We start from the raw sequence: 18,933 nt of genomic DNA, 5'->3' as shown, positions 1-18,933 counted from the left end.
ATGGAGGCGATTTCGTACAGAGCATCTTCCATCGCGCCATCGCTCAGGTTGTACCAATGCTGCATGCAGTGAATGCGCAGCATGGTTTCCAGCGGATACGGGCGCCGGCCATTACCCGCCTTGGGATAAAACGGCTCGATGACAGCGGTCATATCCTGCCACGGCAGTATCTGCTCCATGCGGGAGAGGAAAATCTCTTTTCTGGTCTGACGACGCTTACTGCTGAATTCACTGTCGGCGAAGGTGAGTTGATGACTCATGATGGCCCTCGGAAATGCGGCTCCGGATGAACATTATGATCTCATATCACAGACTTGTTCGCACCTTCCTTAGGTGTCCAACTCTCGTTATTCACTCCTCCAGACGTTTTTTATTGCCTATTAAGTTTCAGTCAGCGATGGGACTGCAGACTGGTGCAGATCACTCATCATCTCCTACTTAATCCTATGATGCTGACTACACTCAACTTGCACGGCAAGAAATACTACTACCTACTATTACACGACCAACTCGGGCTGGCTCACTGGTCATTGCAGCAAACCGAACTGACCCGTCAGCTGGAGCACATCGCCAGCAGCCAGTTCTGGTTGCATCCTGCCAGCAATACGTTGTGCAAGATAGTACCCGACAAGTACCCCCGCTGGACTCTTGGCTGGTTGTGTCGAGACTTGCTCAACAAGCGGCTGATCGGCCATATTGACGCTTTTCGGGAGTTACAAAGTAATCGGCGTCTGCACAAGGCTGGCCTACGGGTTGTTCCCTGCAAGGCTGCGGGCATTGCGCTTAATCCGCTTAATCCCCGCGCTTCTTTTCTCGCAGTGCGCTACCTGACAGATCATCACTCTGGTGAAGACTACTTTCAGCGGAGCGACGAGGCCGGTCGGCTGTCCCTGCTGCACAGGCTCGCCCAGGATATCGACCACCTGGCAAGGCATGGCTACTACCACCGAGATCTTCATTTGGGTAACATGATGATCTCTCCTTGCGGCCACATCGTCTGGATAGACACCCATGTGCGCCGCCTGCCTAGCAATCTGGAACGGCGACGCCAAGTCATACTCTCATCCCTCGAGCCTGGTAAACTGTTCGGGCAGTTCTATAGGGATTATCTGCTGGTCCAGTTACGCAGCCTGGCGAACGCCCCCCAGTCACTTCCATAGGTAATCCCCCCATTTTTAGGGGCATTCAAAAGTAGAGGTCATGCGGCCTGTGCCAGACGCTGTTTCGGCGTGTAGCCACCCAGCGCCATATTGGGCCGCTCATGGTTATAAACCCACAGCCAGTTCGTGGCAAACTCCTGTAGTTCATTCAGTGACTCAAACAGGTAATGGCCCAGCCAGTCGTAGCGCACCGTGCGGTTAAACCGTTCGATGTAGGCATTCTGCTGCGGATTTCCTGGCTGGATATAGCCCAGGGTTATCCCCTCCTGTTTCGCCCATCGCTTGAGCTCTTCGCTGATGTATTCCGGGCCATTGTCACATCGGATAATGGCGGGCTTACCTCGCCACGTGATCACCTGCTCCAGCGCCCGTTTGACTCGTGAGGCTACATATCATTAGGATTGGTGTATGAAAAAGAGTTTGATACTATCAAAAATATTTATTCTACTTCTTTTAGGAGTGGCCTCTTATGTCAGAGGATGCGATATATATGCCTTACTTGAAGAGATGGAGTTCCCGGATGATATTGATACTATCTTCGAGCTGAAGATTGAAATGGCTAGACAAAGTGGTGGTACTTACTATAGAGATGACTTCATTCGTTATCTTGAAGATCTTAATCCAGCCTTTAAAGTGGATGCAGAACTGACCTTGGAACAGTTGCAATGGGCTAAAGCAGTGATGGATGCAGGTACATTGAAGCGGCTTTCAAGTGGCATGGGTATGGTTGATGTGAATACCAAGTCTACTGTACCAATCAGTGAGGCAAAATATCTGGTAGGCAAGGAACTGGCAAAGCTCGATCCTATAATTCTTAGTACCAACTGGAATTTGAATTCGGTGGGGAGAGTTATTGTTACCAATGATAATGTCACTACCTATTGGACCCATTTAAAGGGTGTGCCAGTGAGGGGTCACCCAGATGGAGTTACATGGGATAGCATACCCGGTGCAGGCTCTCCGGATGGTGAGAATGAGCTTGTCATAGCATTAACCAAAAATAATAAAGGTGAGTGGACTATTCCAAAAGGTAATCATGGTTCATCGAATCTTGTCATTCATGAGTTTGCCCATACCCTAGATAAATTGGTGGGGCAACGACTAGATGGACGAAAGCTAAGTAAGGATCCTGAATTTTATCGAAATTGGTATAATGACTATCAGTCAGGGAAAATTACTGAACAGTATTATTTGCAGCCTGAAAACAACTATGAAAATGCTCTTGAGGAATCGTTTGCTGAAGGGTTTGCAAAGTATTTTGAGAATAATGGGAGGGTAACTAGTTATGACTGGCCTTATATTTCATCTTATATCGGAAATTATTTAATGAAGAAGTTGAAAGATAAGTGAATATAATGGCTATGATATAATAAATCTTTTTATAGTTATCTGATTATCTGACGCCGGCCCCGAGTCGGTGTCTTTCTTCATAATATCATTAATGGTATTATTGTCCTTCCCCAAAAGACGATTAGGCTACGATTGTGCTTTAATCGACAAACTGACACGTTATAAAATATCTAAGAAGGAAGCGGCCATCTGGCCGCTTCCTTCTTACTTAATGATACTTTGTTATTGTTAGGGTGAGCATATCCTTTAAATAATTAGTTGCCCCCATTTTTTATACGTTAGATATTTTTGTTTATTAGAATATCATCTTGTCAGACCAGCCAAGTTGCTGAAAAATATTTTTTGATGTATCACCCTTCAGATAATTAGCAAATTTCAGGCTATCTTCACTTGGCGTTCGCTTCAATGCGATATTGACATCTCGGTAAACGACCAAGCTTTTCTCAATTTCTACGACATCACCAAAATCAGGGTTGCTCTTGGCCCAATCAGCCCAAGTAACCCAGGCATCAACCTTTGGGTCTTCCAAGAAAGCCTTTCGAGCCCCGCCGCTATTAGGAGTGAACAGTACTATATTTTTTCTGAAGTTAGCGACGAGATTGATATCCCCGGTACGGCCAATCATATCTTCCCAAACACCGGTACCTGATGTATTGCTGACACCAGCACCATTCGGAACAACAATACCTACTCCTGGTTTTGCTAGATCAGCTAAACCTTGGATATTTTTAGGGTTCCCCTTTTTGACCAGAATGATTGCCGGACGTAAGTAGAGAGGCGTGATGCTATGAATATCAAAGTTGTCTGCGTGCTCAGTAGCAATCGCCAGAGCAGATTGCTCTGAGGCACCGAACAGGATATCGGCATTTTCTTTTGCTTGGTCATTCCAGCTTGCCTGAGGGCCAAAGCGCACATTCACTTTAACGCCAGTCTCTGCTTGAAACGCTTCGGCAACCTTAATCAGTGCAGTATGCGGACCACCAGGGCCATACAGATTCACATCGGCTAACACAGAAAAACTCGGCAGGCTGAACAGGATTGCTGCTACCAAGGGGTTGACGGTCAGTTTCATTTTTTTTCCTTGTATTGTTGTGAATGCTCAAGGATAACAAGACCGGATTAATCTAGGATTAATTTCAGGGGGAATGAATTTTTCTGTCCCTTGTGGTTTGGCAATACGTCATCAACTGCTAAGAAAAAGCTAAAAAAATAACATAGAAGGAAGCGGCCAGATGGCCGCTTCCTTCCTATTCAGTTGGTGAATTGCCGGATACAAATTCAGCCCAGGTATCCATCATTGGACGGCGCTGATCCAGTAAGTCAGTACGGTGGTAGGCGGCTTCTACCTTGTTCTGGATGAGATGCGCGAGCGCTCGCTCAGCCAAGTCCCTGGGGTAGCCCTTTTCACTGCACCAGTCCCGAAACGTTGAGCGAAAGCCATGAGCAGTAGCCAAGCGTCCAGGCGTCGTGCTGGGAGCCTCGACTCTTCTGAGCAAGGTAGTCATAGCCATATCGGTGAGTGGTACTTGTTTACGTGGGGAAGGGAAGACCCATTCACCATGAAGCCCCTGCACTTTCTCCAATACAGCCATAGCTTGAAGAGATAACGGAATGCGGTGCACGACTTGCGTCTTCATCCTGTCAGCTGGAATAGTCCAGATCCCGGCATCAAGGTCGAGCTCATTCCATCGCATACTTCTCGCCTCACCAGAGCGGCAAGCGGTCAGGATCACGAATGAGAGCAAGGCACGACTGACATCGAAGCGCTCTGCATTGGCCAAGTACTGTTGATAGAACGCTGGCAGTATTCGCCAATCCATCGCAGGTTGGTGCTGAGTGCGAATTGCTTTACTGGGTTGTAATGGCAGAAGCTTATCCACGACATCGACAGGGTTTGCTTGGCAGAAGCCATGAGCCCATGCCCAGGCCATCACAGCATGAAGTCTCTGCTTCACGCGGGTGGCTGTTTCCGGGATTTCCAGCCAGATAGGTTGTAGTACACTGGCGATATGTGCCGGGGTGATGGCGTTGATGGGCTGCCGACCGATGATCGGGAAGGCATATTGCTCCAGGGTCGAGATCCATTGCTTCCCATGCTTGGGGTTACGCCAGCCGGGTAACAACTGCTCGTGCACCTGACGAGCAGCGATTTCCACAGTGGGTATCGCAGGCTTACTTGCTTCTTCTTTCTTTATCTCCAAGGGGTCTAGTCCCCTGGCCAGTTGCTCACGCATCAGGCGAGCCTGGTTGCCCGCCTCGGCAATCGAGATTTCAGGGTAGATACCGAGCCCAGCATTACGGCGCTTGCCGGTAACAGGGCTGACATAGCGAAATACCCATTTCCCACGCCCTTTTGTGGTGGATGGATGCAGAGTGAGACCGGTGATCCCTCCATGTGGTATCGGCTTATCGTCGGGTTTGATGCTACGCGCTTTCGCATCAGAGAGGAGTGCCATAACAGATCCTTGATAAAAGCATGGTGTGCCATGCAGTATGCCACTTTGCACTGGCTGTGGTTAGGTGTAATTGGACGGTGATGTACAAATATTTAATGTAAGCTTGTGATTTTGATTGGTTTTATGGATGTTTCTGGAGTGTGCCGGACTGATTTAGAGCGGTCGTCCGCTCCGCCACTAATTTGAAAGGCCTTCCTGACCGGGAAGGCCTTTTTGCTATGTGACGTTTTTAAGTCTTGGTTTTATCATCTTGGGCCAAAAAGCCCTCACTCCTTGCTATTTTGTCTATAAATCCTGCCCTTTTCTGGTCGTTCCTCAACCAGTTTGAACTGGTTTACTTTTGGCCAAACTCGGCTCATGGCGCGTGATTAGGGTTGTATCTCGCTTATAACTCGGTAGAGTAAGGGCATCTTGAGTTTGCCTGTCCCGCGCCGCGTTTGCCGGGTTTCAGGTGTAACTTGGCCAGTTTTTATCAACCTTAAGTCAGTGGTATCGATATGGAACAAGTAAACAAGTCCACCTTCAGCGATGTACTGGAATATGTGCGTATGTCCCGTCGCCAGAACAAACTCAAGCGTGAAATCGCGGATAACGAGAAGAAGATCCGTGACAACCAGAAGCGCGTACTGCTGCTCGACAACCTGAGCGACTACATCAAGCCGGGCATGAGCATTGATGATGTGCAGGCGATCATTGCCAACATGCGTACCGACTATGAAGAGCGCGTGGATGATCACATCATCAAGAACGCCGAGCTCTCCAAAGAGCGTAAAGAGCTGAGCACCAAACTGAAGGGCATGAGCTCTCACAAGTAAGCGTTCCGCTTTCGCTCAAGAGACACCGGCCACTGGCCGGTGTTTTGTTATCAGCTCGGATCTCTGCCACTCCTGCAACAATCGGCTCCCCTTTTTAGAATTGCCCTGTTACCATCACTACAAAGCGGTCAATAGTTTCAAGCCATTGACTTGAAAAGACTAAGCTTGAGTGAAACACAATAAATTGCGCAACCATGGTGGGGCTGATATGGGCGCATCAGAACAGACGGATTTGACACAAGTGGCATCTCAAGATTCATCTGTCCAGACCACGGACGGGAACCCAAAGCGCAAGCGCCGTCCCTGGTGGCGTTGGCTGTTCTGTTTTCTCTTTTTATTGTGCCTGGGGGCGGTGATCGCTCTGGTTGGCTATGAGATGAAAACCTCGAAGCTGCAGTCTCAGGAGATCTCCCGCTATGCCGCCAAGCTCACCTATCAGGTCGAGCCAGGCCAGAGCAAGCAGATCGCCTTCCCTGAGGATGGCCCGTTCGACAAGCGGCTCGGCTATGTGCAACTGCCGATGATGCAGGAGCGTCTGCTACAACGGGGCTATGAAGTCAGCAAACAGGTGCATTTCTCCGACGCACTCTATGACTACGCCAGTCGTGGCTTCTTCGTGCCCTATACCGAGAAGGTACAGGCCGGACTGACGCTGCACGATTGCCGTGCCGAGCCCTTCTATCAATTCAAGTATCCGACCCACCACTATCCGGATTTTGACTCCATTCCGCCGCTCGTCATCCAGTCGCTGCTGTTTATCGAGAACCGCGATCTGCTGAGCAATGAGGAGCCGCTGGCCAACCCGGCAGTCGACTGGCCCCGTTTTGCCAAGGCGGCGCTCTCCCAGGTGGGCAAGGCGCTTGATATGCAGGATCAATCTGCCGGTGGCAGTACCCTGGCGACCCAGGTGGAGAAGTATCGCCACTCGCCGGATGGTCTGACCCTGTCGCCGACCGAGAAGATCCGCCAGATGGCCTCTGCCAGTGTGCGGGCCTATCGTCTCGGGCCGGAAACCCTCGAAGCGCGCAAGCTGGTCGCCTGGGCCTACCTCAACTCGGTGCCGCTCTCGGCTGCGCCGGGATATGGTGAGGTGCATGGTCTGGGGGATGGGCTCTGGGTCTGGTTTGGTGCCAACGTCGATGACGTGAACCGTCTGCTGGATCCCGCCCGCAACCAGAATGCACCGCTCGCCGAGCAGGGGCTTGCCCTGCGTCAGGTGGTCTCGCTGATGATTGCGCACCGCCGTCCCTCCTACTATCTGGCGCAGGGTCGTGAATCGCTCGCGGATCTGACCGACAGCTATCTGCGCCTGTTTGTGCAGGAGGGGATGATCACGCCACCGCTGATGGAGGAGGCGCTCAAAGCCAAGATCTCGTTCCGTGACTTCCTGCAGTCCCCGGCCATCACCCGGGTGAACAACAACAAGGGGTTGCAGGTTGCCCGCACTCGCCTGAGCCGTCAGCTCGGGGTGCAGCTCTATGACCTCGACCGGATGGATCTGACGGCCGATACCAGCCTCAACATGCCGCTGCAGAACGAAATCTCCCGTTACCTGCAACAGCTGGCCGACCCGACGTTTGCCGCTCAGGTCGGGCTGTTTGGTGAGCGTCTGCTCTCGCCGGAGAAGACGGGCGATGTGCGCTACAGCTTCACCCTGTTCGAGAAGTCGCCGGAAGGGTTCAAGGTGCGGGTGCAGACTGACAACACCGATCAACCGTTCGATATCAACGAAGGTTCCAAGCTGGAGTTGGGCTCAACCGCCAAGTTGCGGGTGCTGACCACCTATCTGGAGATCGTGGCCGAGCTGCACGACAACTATGCGGGCATGTCGCCCGATAGTCTGCGCAAACTCGCGTCGGCCTCTCAGGACAACCTCAGCCGCTGGGCCATCTCCTATCTGATGACGGCTCAGGACAAGAGCCTGCCGGTGATGCTGGACGCGGCGCTGGATCGCAAATACTCCGCCAGCCCCAACGAAGGGTTCTTTACCGGTGGTGGCATGCACACTTTCAACAACTTCCGCCGTGAGGATAACGGGCGTATTCCCCCCATCCGCGATGCGCTGCGCGAGTCCATCAACCTGCCGTTTGTGCGGCTGATGCGCGATATCGTGCGCTACAGCCTCTACAAGGAGGGGAATCGTGCCCAGTTGCTCAAGGATGACAAGGATCCCCGTCGTCAGGAGTATCTGGCCAAATTTGCCGACAAAGAGGGGCAGACCTATCTGCTGCGCTTCTGGCGCAAATATCGCGGCAAGACCCCCGAGGAGCAGCTCGATACCTTCCTCGACGGACTCAAGCCGAGCGCGGTGCGTCTGGCTGCGGTTCACCGCTACCTGATGCCGGATGCCAATGAGGCGACCTTTGCCGCCTTCCTGGCGGAACGGTTGCCGCGGGAGAAGCTGAGCGCGAAGCGGATCAATCAGCTCTATGTCAGCTATGGCCCTGGCAAGTATTCACTGCCGGATCAGGGCTATATCGCCCGGGTGCACCCCTTGGAGCTGTGGCTGCTGGCCTATCTCAAGGAGTTTGACAAGGCGACCTTTGCCGATGCGGTGGCGGCCAGCCGTGACGAGCGCCAGGAGGTCTACAGCTGGCTGTTCAAGACCCGCCATCGCAGTGCCCGTGACAGCCGGATCCGCACCATGCTGGAGGTTGAGGCGTTCCTCGATATTCATCAGCGTTGGGCCAAGCTCGGTTATCCGTTCGACCATCTGGTGCCCTCGCTGGCGACGGCTCTGGGCAGCTCAGGTGATCGCCCGGCTGCGCTGGCCGAGCTGATGGGGATTATCCAGAATGGCGGAGTCCGTTCGCCGACCCTGCGTATCGAGCACCTCTCGTTCGCCAAGGGGACGCCTTTCGAGACCGAGTTCGAACCGACCCATGCCGAAGGCACCAGGGTTCTGCCTGTTGAGGTCGCGACCGCCCTGCGTAATGCGCTCTCCAAGGTGGTGGAAGGGGGTACGGCAAGACGTATCGCCGGGGCATTTACCCTGCCTGATGGCACTGTGCTGCAAATGGGTGGCAAGACCGGGACCGGGGATAACCGGATTGAGACCGTGGGCCGTTATGGCAACGTGACCAGCTCGCTGGCGCGCAACCGTACCGCGACCTTCGTCTTCTATCTGGGTGAGGATCACTTCGGTACCCTGACCGCCTATGTGCCGGGTAGCCAGTCCGACAAGTTCCGCTTCACCTCGGCGCTGCCGGTGCAAGTACTCAAGGGGATGGCTCCGCTGCTGATACCTTATCTGCAGCCGGGATCCCATACCCAGTGCTTGGCGAACCAGTGATACGGGTTGATTGCAGCTAAGCACATCGATAACTAACCAGACAAAAAAACGGGGAGGCTGACAGCCTCCCCGTTCTCTTTTCCGCCGCGGGCGCAGCGGCGGCGCCGAAGCGATCAGACGTTCAGCACGAACTGCTCGATCACCCGGGCAACGCCATCTTCATCGTTGCGTGCTGTGGTGTGCTGGGCGAGAGCTTTGATCTCGTCAGTGGCATTGCCCATCGCAACCCCAAGGCCAGCGTACTCGATCATGTGGTGGTCGTTGCCAGCATCTCCGACGCAGATCACCTGCCCGGCGGTCAGGCCAAGGTGCTCGGCCAGCGCGGCAACGCCGGTTCCCTTGTTGCTGTGCTTGTGCATGAACTCGAGGAAGAAGGGAGCACTCTGTACCACGGTATAGCGCTCATAGAGCTCCGCAGGCAGCTGCTCGATGGCGCGGGAGAGCTGGGGCGGCTCGTCGATCATCATCACCTTCATGATCTGCTCGTCGGCAGGCAGGGTGGCGAAGTCGATCAGATTGATCGGCATGCCGATCAGGCGGGATTCGTGCTCGGTGTAGGTGCTGACACGGGGACTGATCAGGCCCTGGGTGACCGAGAAACCGTGAACGTTCACCTCCAGCTCGTCAGCCAGTCTGGCGACGGCGCTGGCGTCACTGCCGGTCAGCAGCTGGCTGCGGATGATGCGCTGATCGGCCACCTGTTGCACCAGGGCGCCGTTGTAGCAGATGACGTAATCATCTTCGGTGGTGAGGCCGAGCTCGGCCAGATAGCGGCTCATCCCTTCCAGCGGGCGGCCGGAGGCCAGTACCACAGTAACCCCTTTGGCGCGCGCAGCGCTGATGGCGGCGTGGGTGCGGGGAGTAATCTGGCCCTGCGGGTTGAGCAGGGTGCCATCCATATCCAATGCGATCAGCTTGTACATCTCTCACTACCTGAGTCTGGGTGGCCCGCCCGGTGGGGCCAAGGAAGTGGCGAGTGTAGCGAAAATCGGCGGCGGGATCACGGGCGACGGGCTGGTCTTGCTTTAGCTGTGCCCCTCGTACGGGGTCATCTCCAGTGCTTCGTCGTGGATGGCCAGGCGAGTGGGGCCCCGGGTGATGGTGACCCTGCGCTTGAAGCTGGCCATCTCGACCTCTATGCCGGAGAAGAGGTGTTGGGTGGCAATAACCTCCATTTGTGCCATCAAGTTTTGCAGCTCTTCAGAATTTGCTGTGAGCTGCTCGTGGATCAGGGTCAGCTCGGCAAGATGGTGATCCCGGATCGGTTTGATTTTGCGCAGGGTTTCCGGGTTACGCTTGTCGCTGGGCAGTTGCAGCAGTTTCATCACCAGCGCTTTGATCTTGTCGAGCTGGGCCTGACACTCCAGCTGGCGCAACTTGAGCTGGTGCTCCTGCTCCTTGTGGGTGAAGTAGCCGCCGAGGATCTGCAGCCGGGTATGGTTGGCGGCCTCGGCACCCAGACTCGGCGCCATGATCAGGCGATTGGCAATGCAGGTACCCCCCAGCAGATTGCCTTTGCGCATGTTGCTATCGCCCACCTTGATATCTTGTCCGCTGCGGCTGTAGCAGTGGCTGAGTTGGCTCTGGATCTGGATATCGCCCCCCGCTTCCAGTTGGGCATACTGGGCGTAGCTGGCGTGGATCTCCCCCTGGGCATTGAGCTGGCAGAGGTACTCCCCCTGTTCGTTGCGGCGGCCAATGATGCCGTGGCGTACCGTGATGCTGCCACCAGCCTCGATCAGGCCCCCTTCGATAAAGCCGCCGATGACGATATCGCCGCTGACCCGCACTTTCATGCCGGGGTTGACGTCACCGCTGACGATTAATCCCCCTTCAAACGCAATGTGACCGTGACGGGCATCCACCTGCTTGACGCTGAGTACCTCGTCCACCTTCATGCCCGCCTTCTCCTGACAGGGCAGTCCCGCGCGACTGGCGATCAGCAGGTCGGGATCGTCGGGAGAGATATAAGTGCCTTCGCCTGCGCTCATCGGGCTGTCCTTGCCATCTTTGGCGGGCAGATCCTGACCGGTCACGGTAAAGCCGGGCACCCCGACGGTGGCCGGATGACGGCGCATCAGCGGAGCACCGGCTTTGACGGTGACAAGGGAGCCGAGATCCCGCAGGTCGACCTTGCCATGATCCAGCTCCTGCGGTTTGAGGATCCGCTCGGCCGGGGTCTCCACCAGCCGCTCGTAGCGGGTGTCCTGACCATTGACGGCAGGCTGGCCACGGGCAATGACCAGCTTGAGCAGAGTACCGGGGGCTGCCTCTTTGGCCGATTGGATGGCAGCGGTGAGTAGCTGCTCGCTGACCCCCTGTTTGATCTCGCTGAGGGCGATCGCCTCTTGCAGCTGTTCCAGAGTCACATACTTTCCCCCCCAGTCGGCGGTGATCTGGGCGATTGCACTCATGCGATCCTTCTCTATCATCACGGCGAGTCGGGCATCCTGACGTTTACCTACAGGGATCGGGCTGGCGGGCACGGGGGCGGCAGGGTTGGTGAGCAGGGTATTGAGCAGGCTGATGGCCTGTTTGATCCCCTCATTCAGCGGCTGATAGCGGCGACAGTTGGAAGCGAGCAGCAGAGCTTGCACATCCTGTTCCGTGACCGGTTTGGTGAGACCGGCGGCAATCCGCAGGCAGACCAGTTCCATGTCGTTTGATAGCAGCAGCCACTCTTTGCTTAACACCGTATCTCCTTGCCAGGTGGGAGAGGGGTACGCGTTTTTCCCCCCTCTACTGTCATTTAATCTCTCAGTGATTAATAAAGCGAGTCGTCAATCTTGAGAGTGGGCAGTATTCAGATATTTCTTCTGAATGGTCAATGGATTGAGGTCAAATCGGTGATGATGGCCGGATAAATTCGGGCGTTGTTCGGCAATGGGGCAGGGTGGTTCGCCGGATCGCGGCAGGGGATCCCTGCCAGCGACATAGGGAGCGCTGGCGGGGGTAGGCTATCAGCTGCGCTGCGCCGTTCTGGTCAACGTGAGGTAATCGCCGAGCACCGGCTCACCCAGCAGATGGCGACGCAGCATGTCGAGCGCGGCAAAGGCGAGGATCTTGCGGCGGCTCTCCGGGTCAGGGTGGCTGACCTTGAGCGTCTGGCCAATCTGCTGGCCATCGGCGCAGAGCAGCAGTGGTACACCCTCAGAGCCCTCTCGCCCTATGGTCAGTTGCAGGTCCGCATCGGTTGTCGGCAGTTGCGCCAGCTCATCGGCCAGTTGCGTACTGAAGTTGGCCTCCAGCCGGTGATGGCCGTGACAAAGCGCCAGTAGTGCGCCGCCGCTCTCCCCCTCCAGCAGAGCCAGCGGTTTGCCTTGCAGCAGCGCGAGGATCTGCTGCGCCGGCTCCGTATCTCCGCTGCCAATCAGCCAGGGGCGGATCCTGTTCAGCAGCCGGTGCTCGGCGCTCTCCATGTCTGCGGCGCTGGCGCCGTGGCCGATCAGCTTCAGCTCGATAAGGGGCATCGCGGAGCGGTAACCGAGCTCGATGCCGGTGGGCCAGGGGGCGGCATCCAGTATATCGCTGAGGGCCGATTCCGAGACGCCGAAGGTGTAAAAGCGACGCAGCTCGGTATCGATCTGTGCACCGGCCAGCTGTTTGAGACGCGGCAGAATCTGCTCGCGCACCATCTGCTTGAACTCGAACGGCACGCCCGGGGTGAAGAAGAGCTGGCTCTGACCACTTCGCACCACAAAGCCGCAGGCGGTACCGACCGGGTTGTCGAGGAGCTCGCACCCCTGTGGCAGCCAGGCCTGCTTGGCATTGCTCTGTGCCATCGGGCGGCCACGGCTGGCGTAGCGGGCCGTGATGGTGGCGAGCCAGTCTGGGAAGAGGATGAGCGGCTGGGCGAAGGCCTCGGCGGCGGCCTGAGCGGTCAGGTCGTCGGCAGTGGGCCCGAGCCCGCCGCACACCAGCACCACCTCGGCGCGGCTGGCACTCTCCTGCAGCACGCTTTTCAGGTCGGCGAGGTTGTCCCCTACCGTCAGGCGACGGCGCACCTGCCACCCCTGTTCCAGCAGCAGTGCGCTGAGCCAGGCCGCATTGGTATCCACCACCAGACCCGTCACTATTTCGTCTCCGGTACTGATGATCTCGATACGCATGGCGGGCTCCTTGGGTGAAACGGGTGACAATGGTTGGCCTGGGGCCAGCACAATCAGGCTTTGTTGTGCTCGAAGTAGTAGCTGATCCGGGTACGCGGATTGAGATACTCGAACACGGCGGGCGGCAGCCGTTTGGGGTGGATCACCTTGGCGATCGACAGTTCGGCCTGCTGCAGGTCGATGATGGCCGCTTCCTGACGGGGAATGCGCGGATCATAGACCAGCACCGAGGGATAGAGCAGGCGCGAGGCGTTGACCGACATCACCAGCCCGACCTGACCGTTGGAGAGTTGTACCACGCTGCCGGGGGGATAGATCCCCATCAACCGGATCAGCATGCTGAGGTACTCCGGATTGAACTGCGCCTTGCGCTGCTTGTAGAGGCCGCTCAGGGCCGAGTAGGGCACCTTGGCCTGCATGTGGCAGAGGTTATCGTACTCGTTGATCAGCGACACCATCTGGGTGAGCGGATCGAGCTGGCCACCCTTGAGCCCTTCCGGCCCGCTGCCATCGAGATATTCGTGGTGATGGAGCACGATCCCCTTCGCCTCGGCGGGGAAATCCTTGGCCAGATTGAGCAGGTCGAGGCCGTAGCGCGGATGCTGGGCCATCAGGTTCTGCTCCGGCTTGGTCAGCGGCTCGGTCTTGCGCAGGATCTGGCTCGGGATCTTCAGCTTGCCGATATCGTGGAACAGCGCACCCATGCCGACCTGACGGATCTGGTCGGCTGACATGCAGCACTCCTTGGCCAGCAGCATGCTGAGCACGCTGACGTTGAGGGAGTGGAAGTAGAGGTTGTTGCCATCCTCGCCGTCGGAGACCAGATGGAGCACCATCTCGTCCACCGCGAGCAACTGCTCGGTCATGGCGTTGATCAGCTCCTGCGCCTCGCCGATGGCGTTGAGGGGGCGGGACTGGATCTTGCTCATCACGCTGCGCACCTGCGCCAGCGACTGCTGGAACTGCTTCTCGCACTGCTGCAGATCGCGGCGGTACTGTTGCAACTGCTCGATGCGGCGATCCTTCTCCTGTTGCATCTGGGCCTGCCGCTGGGCGGCGTCCGAGCTCTCTTGTGGCTGAGGCTGTACCTGACTGAGGGGTTTTGGCGGGACGTCGCTCTTGTCGGGAATGATGGTGACCAGTTTCAGGCCGAGCCGGCGGATCAGCTCGATCTCCTCTTCACTTTTGATCTTGAAGCTGGAAAACAGGAACGGGTGTTCGCGCCACCCCAGTGGCAGGGAGACATAGTTGCCGACTTGCAGTCGATCTACGGAAATCTTGATACCGGTCATTATCTTGGAAGCAGGAGAGACACTGAGCCGTATGCTAGTCAAAGGCGGGGGTGAATACAAAAGGTATCTGATGACAGGGCGGGAGCTTTATTATAGGCTTCTGGATGTCCAGACATATTTACCGATGCAGTACAGGGAGTAAGCATGCCGATCAAGATCCCGGATCAGTTACCCGCCGCCGAAGTGCTGGGGCAGGAGAACATCTTCGTGATGACGGAATCCCGGGCCGTCACCCAGAACATCCGCCCGCTGCGGGTGTTGATCCTCAACCTGATGCCCAAGAAGATTGAGACCGAGATCCAGCTGATGCGGATGCTCTCCAACTCGCCGCTGCAGGTGGATGTGGATCTGCTGCGCATCGATGACAGGGAGTCGAAAAACACGCCACAGGCGCATCTTGAGAACTTCTATCACGACTTTGAGCAGGTGCGTGGCAACAACTACGACGGCATGATCATCACCGGGGCGCCGCTCGGGCTGGTGGAGTTCGAGGAGGTGGTCTACTGGCCACGCATCGTCGAGATCATCGAGTGGTCTCATCAGCATGTCACCTCCACCCTGTTCCTCTGCTGGGCGGTACAGGCGGCGCTCAAGGCGCTCTATGGCATGGAGAAGCAGACCCACGGCGAGAAGCTCTCCGGGGTTTACCGCCACCATCGCCTCGACGAGCATGAGCCGCTGCTGCGCGGTTTCGACGACGAGTTCGTCGCGCCCCACTCCCGTTACGCGGCGTTTGATGGTGATCTTATTCGTGCTCACACCGACTTGCAGATTTTTGCCGAGTCAGAAGAGGCGGGGGTCTATCTGGCGGCAACCAAGGATTGTCGTCAGGTGTTTGTCACCGGGCACCCGGAGTACGATGCCCTGACGCTGGACGGGGAGTATCAGCGGGATCTGGCGGCGGGGCTCGACCCGGCCATTCCGGTCAACTACTACCCGAATAACGATCCGGGCCAGACCCCGCGCGCCAGCTGGCGCAGCCATGGTCATCTGCTGTTTGCCAACTGGCTCAACTACTACGTCTATCAGCTCACCAGCTATCGGGTGGAGGATATTGGCAAGGTCTTCACCTACGACCAAGGGGGCAAGTAGTCAGTCGCGCTGCTCCAGCCGCTCGGCCAGCTGGTCGAGCCATTGGCGGTGGCAGGCCAATGTGAACGCCTTGGGTCTGTGGGCCTTGATGGCGGCCATCGCCTCTTGCTGTGGCTGGCCGAAGGTCATCAGCAGCGCGGCGGCGACCAGACCGGTACGACCGCTGCCCCCTTTGCAGTGGATGACCAGATGCTTGCCATCCCCCAGCAGCTCGCGCAACTGCGGCAGTGCCTGTTGCCAAGCGGCCTCGAAGGTAGCGTCGGGGGCCAGATCATCCTCGATGGGCAGATGGAACCAGCGCATCCCTTCGTGCTCGACCTGCTGGCCGAGCGGCGCCAGTTCGAGTCGGATCAATTCGGCGCTCGTCATCAGGGTCACCACCCCGTGGGCACCGGCCAACCGCAGCTGATCGAGCGCCAGGGTCAGCGGCACCTGCTGGGTGCCGGGGCAGGGAGTCAGCAGTAACTGGCCATCGACACGGGGAACCTCAAGGCTCCAGAAGGGGTGAAACGGGTGCATGGCGGATCCTCGCGTGGTGGCCGCAGGGCCGCGGCCGGTGAATGGCGCCAAGGATAGGCGGGGCAGGGGGGATGTCAATGGCCGTTGTGTTTGCCCCGGTTTACGGGCAGAGTCTAAAAAATTGAGCGGTTCAAGGAGTTAAGATGAGAAACCTGGATCAACTGGATTTGGATATCCTGGCCCATCTGTTTCGGGATGCGGGCATGACCAACAAGGATCTGGCCGCGCTGGTGGGCGTTGCCCCCTCCACCTGTCTGGAGCGGGTGCGCAAGTTGCAGCAGGATGGCGTGCTCAAGGGCGCTCACTGCGAAGTGGATTATCAGGCCCTGGGTGGCCACATTCAGGCCATGGTCTCCCTGCAACTGGCCCGTCACAGCCGCCAGATCATCGATGCCTTCCGCGATGCCATTCTGGCGCTGCCCGAAGTGATCAGCCTGTTCCACATGGGGGGCAAGGATGATTTTCTGGTGCACCTGTGTGTCTCCGACACCGAGCACCTGCGTAACTTCGTCTTTGACCACTTCACCTCCCGCGAGGAGGTGGTGCACCTCGAAACTTCGCTGGTGTTCGAGCACAAGTTCAGCCGCTCCCTGCCCTGCTTTCCCCAGCCATAATGGCCTGTGGGCCGGCAGTATGGGGAGATGGAAAAAACCGCCAGCTGGCGGTTTTTTCTATTTTGCTATCGGTTGAATCAGCACGGGCGGCTCAATTGGCGGCGGTGCGTTCATCCTTGGCCGTCTGATAGAGACTCTTCTGATAGGCCATGCTGCCCCACAGCGCCAAACCAAGCGCATCCTCCTTCAAGGCGTCCGGTTGCGCTGCCGGGGTCAGCTTCTCGCTGGCATCATCGTAGACATAGCCTTCCGCCGCGCGTTCCGGTTGCAGGATCACCACATCCTTGCCGCGCATCAGGGCGAAGTTCTTGTCGTACTGCATGATGGCGCGCCCCGGCCAGTCGGCAGGCATGCGGGTCAGATCCTTGCCCAGCATGGGGTAGTCGGCACTGATCCCCATCAGGGAGAGCAGGGTCGGCGCCATGTCGATCTGGCTGACGATGCGTGGATCCTTCTTCGGCGTTATGCCGTCACCGACGATGACGCCGGGGATATGGAAGCGGGGGATGGGCACCAGGCTGGCACCACCGACCCGGCTGTCGTGGTCGGCGATCACCAGGAACAGGGTGTCCTTCCAGTATTCGGACTGTTTCGCCTTCTTGAAGAACTCGCCGATGGCGTAATCCGCATACTTGGCCGCGTTGTTGCGGGTCTGCTTGGGTTGCTCGAACAGTTCGATGCGGTTGTCCGGGAATTCGAACGGATCGTGGTTGCTGGAGCTGAATACCAGACTGAAGAAGGGTTTGCCCTCCTTGTGCAGCGCCTTGAAGGTCTCGTCGGCCTTGGCCATCAGATCCTCATCGGAGGCGCCCCATGAGCCCTTGAACACCGGATTGTCGAAATCCTTCTGCTCGACGATGGTGGTGAAGCCGTTGCCGAGGAAGAAGCTGCGCATATTGTCGAAGTGGCTCTCGCCCCCGTAGATAAAGCTGGTGTCGTAACCCCGCTGTTTGAGCAGATCCGCGATGGTAAAGAAGTTGGTCTGGCTCTTGCCGAGTTTGACCACCGCCTGCGCCGGGGTCGGCGTGAAGCCGGTCAGTACCGCCTCGATACCGCGTACCGAGCGGGTGCCGGTGGCGTAGAGCTGCTCGAACGCCCAGCCCTGCTGCGACAGCGCATCGATGTTGGGGGTGAGCGGCAGGCCACCGAGGGAGCCGACAAACTGGGCACCCAGGCTCTCCTGCAGCAGGATCACCAGATTCTTCGGTTTGCCCTGGAAGCTTGCCTCATTGAAGGTCTGGCTGGGCAGCAGATCGGAGTTGAAATCACTGGCCGGACGGCCACTCTCCTTGCGCATGATGTCGAGCACCTTCTGCTCGGACATCTTGCCGTAAAACTGGCTGGCATCCTCCTCGGCACCCATCTGCTTGATGGCAAAGAAGAGGGAGTAGGCGGAGTTGACGGTGAGCGAGTTGACCAACGGATCCTCGGCAAAGGCGACCATGGCCGGGTTCAGGGCGCGGTGGCCGAGACTGGAGCGGGCACCGAGAAAACCGATGGCCAGAATGAGCAGGGCGAAGGCCGGACGCAGATACCAGCGCGGGAAGCTGAGGCCACGCACCAGACGGCCGCTCAACCACCAGCCACCGGCCAGCACGGCGCCACTGAAGAGCACTGCCAGCAGCAGCTCGGCTTTGCGGCCCGCCCACAACATGGAGAGCACCTCTTTCGGATAGATGAGGTACTCCACATAGAGGCGGTTGGGGCGCACGCCATATTCGGTGACGAAAGAGGGGGTGGAGATCTCGAGGAACAGCATCAGCCAGAACCCGACGGTCAGCCACACGCGCATCAGTTGCAGCCAGCCGCGACCGATGGCGTGGGGGCCTGCCAGCAGCAGGGTGAGCATGGCTGGGACGCCCCAGACCCAGCAGAGGGTCGCAAAATCGACCCGGATCCCTTGCAGCAGCATCTCCTGCCAACCGGCCACGGCATCCACCCGTTCCAGTTGCCAGACACCGAGGGCAATTCGACTGAAAGAGAGAGAGAAGAGCGCGAGCGCGCAGAAGATGGCGAAGGGCCAAAACGGGCCGAGTCGCTGTTTTAGAGCTGTCATGTTTGTTCCTGATTGGGCCTGTAAGCGTCTGTCCACAGACGCTTTTTTATTTGTTGTGCTTTTATGACAGGCAGATGCGGATAAGGTTGCACTCTATCTTGCCAAAAGAGGCAATTAACATATCGCTTATCTAAAAGTGTGAACTCGACCGGTTACTGAGTGCAGAATAAGCTGCTGG

General features: G+C 57.1%; 15 protein-coding genes and 1 pseudogene. 6 read left to right on the top strand and 10 right to left on the bottom strand.

Annotated features, from left to right (window positions below; genetic code table 11):
• The coding region (locus tag OKC27_RS06200; protein ID WP_270796586.1) for a transposase at window positions 1–260 on the bottom strand (260 nt) is incomplete at its 3' end.
• 153 nt (window positions 261–413) lie between these two features.
• On the opposite strand from OKC27_RS06200, the gene OKC27_RS06195 reads away from it, so the two are divergent.
• Window positions 414–1,160 carry a lipopolysaccharide kinase InaA family protein gene (locus OKC27_RS06195; protein ID WP_133295846.1) on the top strand — a complete coding sequence of 249 codons (747 nt, stop codon included), beginning with the start codon at window positions 414–416 and terminating at the stop codon, window positions 1,158–1,160.
• Window positions 1,161–1,198: 38 nt separating this feature from the next.
• On the opposite strand, the pseudogene OKC27_RS06190 reads toward OKC27_RS06195, so the two are convergent.
• Window positions 1,199–1,546 (bottom strand): annotated as a pseudogene (locus tag OKC27_RS06190) (transposase); the annotation flags it as partial.
• 22 nt (window positions 1,547–1,568) lie between these two features.
• Between OKC27_RS06190 and OKC27_RS06185 the strand changes: the two are divergent.
• On the top strand, window positions 1,569–2,510 hold the full coding sequence (locus OKC27_RS06185) for an anthrax toxin lethal factor-related metalloendopeptidase (protein ID WP_024945503.1): 942 nt from the start codon (window positions 1,569–1,571) through the stop codon (window positions 2,508–2,510).
• 295 nt (window positions 2,511–2,805) lie between these two features.
• On the opposite strand, the gene OKC27_RS06180 is transcribed toward OKC27_RS06185, so the two are convergent.
• Both OKC27_RS06180 and OKC27_RS06175 read right to left on the bottom strand, forming a co-directional pair.
• Window positions 2,806–3,582, bottom strand: coding sequence for a substrate-binding domain-containing protein (locus tag OKC27_RS06180; protein ID WP_270806014.1), 777 nt, complete (start codon window positions 3,580–3,582; stop codon window positions 2,806–2,808).
• A 175-nt stretch (window positions 3,583–3,757) separates the two neighbouring features.
• Window positions 3,758–4,966, bottom strand: coding sequence for a tyrosine-type recombinase/integrase (locus tag OKC27_RS06175; protein ID WP_024945505.1), 1,209 nt, complete (start codon window positions 4,964–4,966; stop codon window positions 3,758–3,760).
• A gap of 497 nt (window positions 4,967–5,463) precedes the next feature.
• On the opposite strand from OKC27_RS06175, the gene tmaR reads away from it, so the two are divergent.
• Both tmaR and OKC27_RS06165 read left to right on the top strand, forming a co-directional pair.
• Window positions 5,464–5,781 carry a PTS system regulator TmaR gene (gene tmaR / locus OKC27_RS06170; RefSeq protein WP_033136060.1) on the top strand — a complete coding sequence of 106 codons (318 nt, stop codon included), beginning with the start codon at window positions 5,464–5,466 and terminating at the stop codon, window positions 5,779–5,781.
• Between the two features lie 208 nt (window positions 5,782–5,989).
• Entirely contained in the window at window positions 5,990–9,073 is a 3,084-nt protein-coding gene (locus OKC27_RS06165; protein ID WP_234605311.1) for a transglycosylase domain-containing protein, read from the top strand.
• Between the two features lie 113 nt (window positions 9,074–9,186).
• On the opposite strand, the gene yidA is transcribed toward OKC27_RS06165, so the two are convergent.
• From yidA to OKC27_RS06145, 4 genes are all read right to left on the bottom strand, one after another.
• The gene (yidA, locus tag OKC27_RS06160) at window positions 9,187–9,996 is read right to left on the bottom strand and encodes a sugar-phosphatase (protein ID WP_042657278.1); all 810 of its coding nucleotides are present in this window, start codon (window positions 9,994–9,996) and stop codon (window positions 9,187–9,189) included.
• 102 nt (window positions 9,997–10,098) lie between these two features.
• On the bottom strand, window positions 10,099–11,766 hold the full coding sequence (locus OKC27_RS06155; protein WP_323886284.1) for a DUF342 domain-containing protein: 1,668 nt from the start codon (window positions 11,764–11,766) through the stop codon (window positions 10,099–10,101).
• 267 nt (window positions 11,767–12,033) lie between these two features.
• Window positions 12,034–13,182, bottom strand: a complete 1,149-nt coding sequence (locus OKC27_RS06150) for a CinA family nicotinamide mononucleotide deamidase-related protein (RefSeq protein WP_234605313.1) — start codon at window positions 13,180–13,182, stop codon at window positions 12,034–12,036.
• A gap of 53 nt (window positions 13,183–13,235) precedes the next feature.
• A complete protein-coding gene (locus OKC27_RS06145; RefSeq protein ID WP_182938335.1) occupies window positions 13,236–14,474 on the bottom strand; it encodes an HD-GYP domain-containing protein in 1,239 nt (412 codons plus the stop codon).
• 144 nt (window positions 14,475–14,618) lie between these two features.
• Between OKC27_RS06145 and metA the strand changes: the two genes are divergently transcribed.
• Window positions 14,619–15,566, top strand: coding sequence for a homoserine O-acetyltransferase MetA (gene metA, locus OKC27_RS06140; protein WP_042057613.1), 948 nt, complete (start codon window positions 14,619–14,621; stop codon window positions 15,564–15,566).
• Here the strand turns inward: metA and OKC27_RS06135 are convergent, their stop codons facing one another.
• Window positions 15,567–16,085, bottom strand: a complete 519-nt coding sequence (locus tag OKC27_RS06135) for a cyclin-dependent kinase inhibitor 3 family protein (RefSeq protein ID WP_234605315.1) — start codon at window positions 16,083–16,085, stop codon at window positions 15,567–15,569.
• A 143-nt stretch (window positions 16,086–16,228) separates the two neighbouring features.
• On the opposite strand from OKC27_RS06135, the gene OKC27_RS06130 reads away from it, so the two are divergent.
• Window positions 16,229–16,699: an Lrp/AsnC family transcriptional regulator gene (locus OKC27_RS06130; RefSeq protein ID WP_005336001.1), complete on the top strand. Its 471-nt coding sequence runs from the start codon at window positions 16,229–16,231 to the stop codon at window positions 16,697–16,699.
• A 91-nt stretch (window positions 16,700–16,790) separates the two neighbouring features.
• Here the strand turns inward: OKC27_RS06130 and OKC27_RS06125 are convergent, their stop codons facing one another.
• On the bottom strand, window positions 16,791–18,755 hold the full coding sequence (locus OKC27_RS06125; RefSeq protein ID WP_234605316.1) for an LTA synthase family protein: 1,965 nt from the start codon (window positions 18,753–18,755) through the stop codon (window positions 16,791–16,793).
• Window positions 18,756–18,933: the final 178 nt, after the last annotated feature.

This window comes from Aeromonas sp. QDB62 (assembly GCF_027705695.1).
GTDB lineage: Bacteria > Pseudomonadota > Gammaproteobacteria > Enterobacterales > Aeromonadaceae > Aeromonas > Aeromonas allosaccharophila.
The sequence above is the reverse complement of the archived record's forward strand: the minus strand, read 5'-3'. Positions and strand labels throughout refer to the sequence as shown.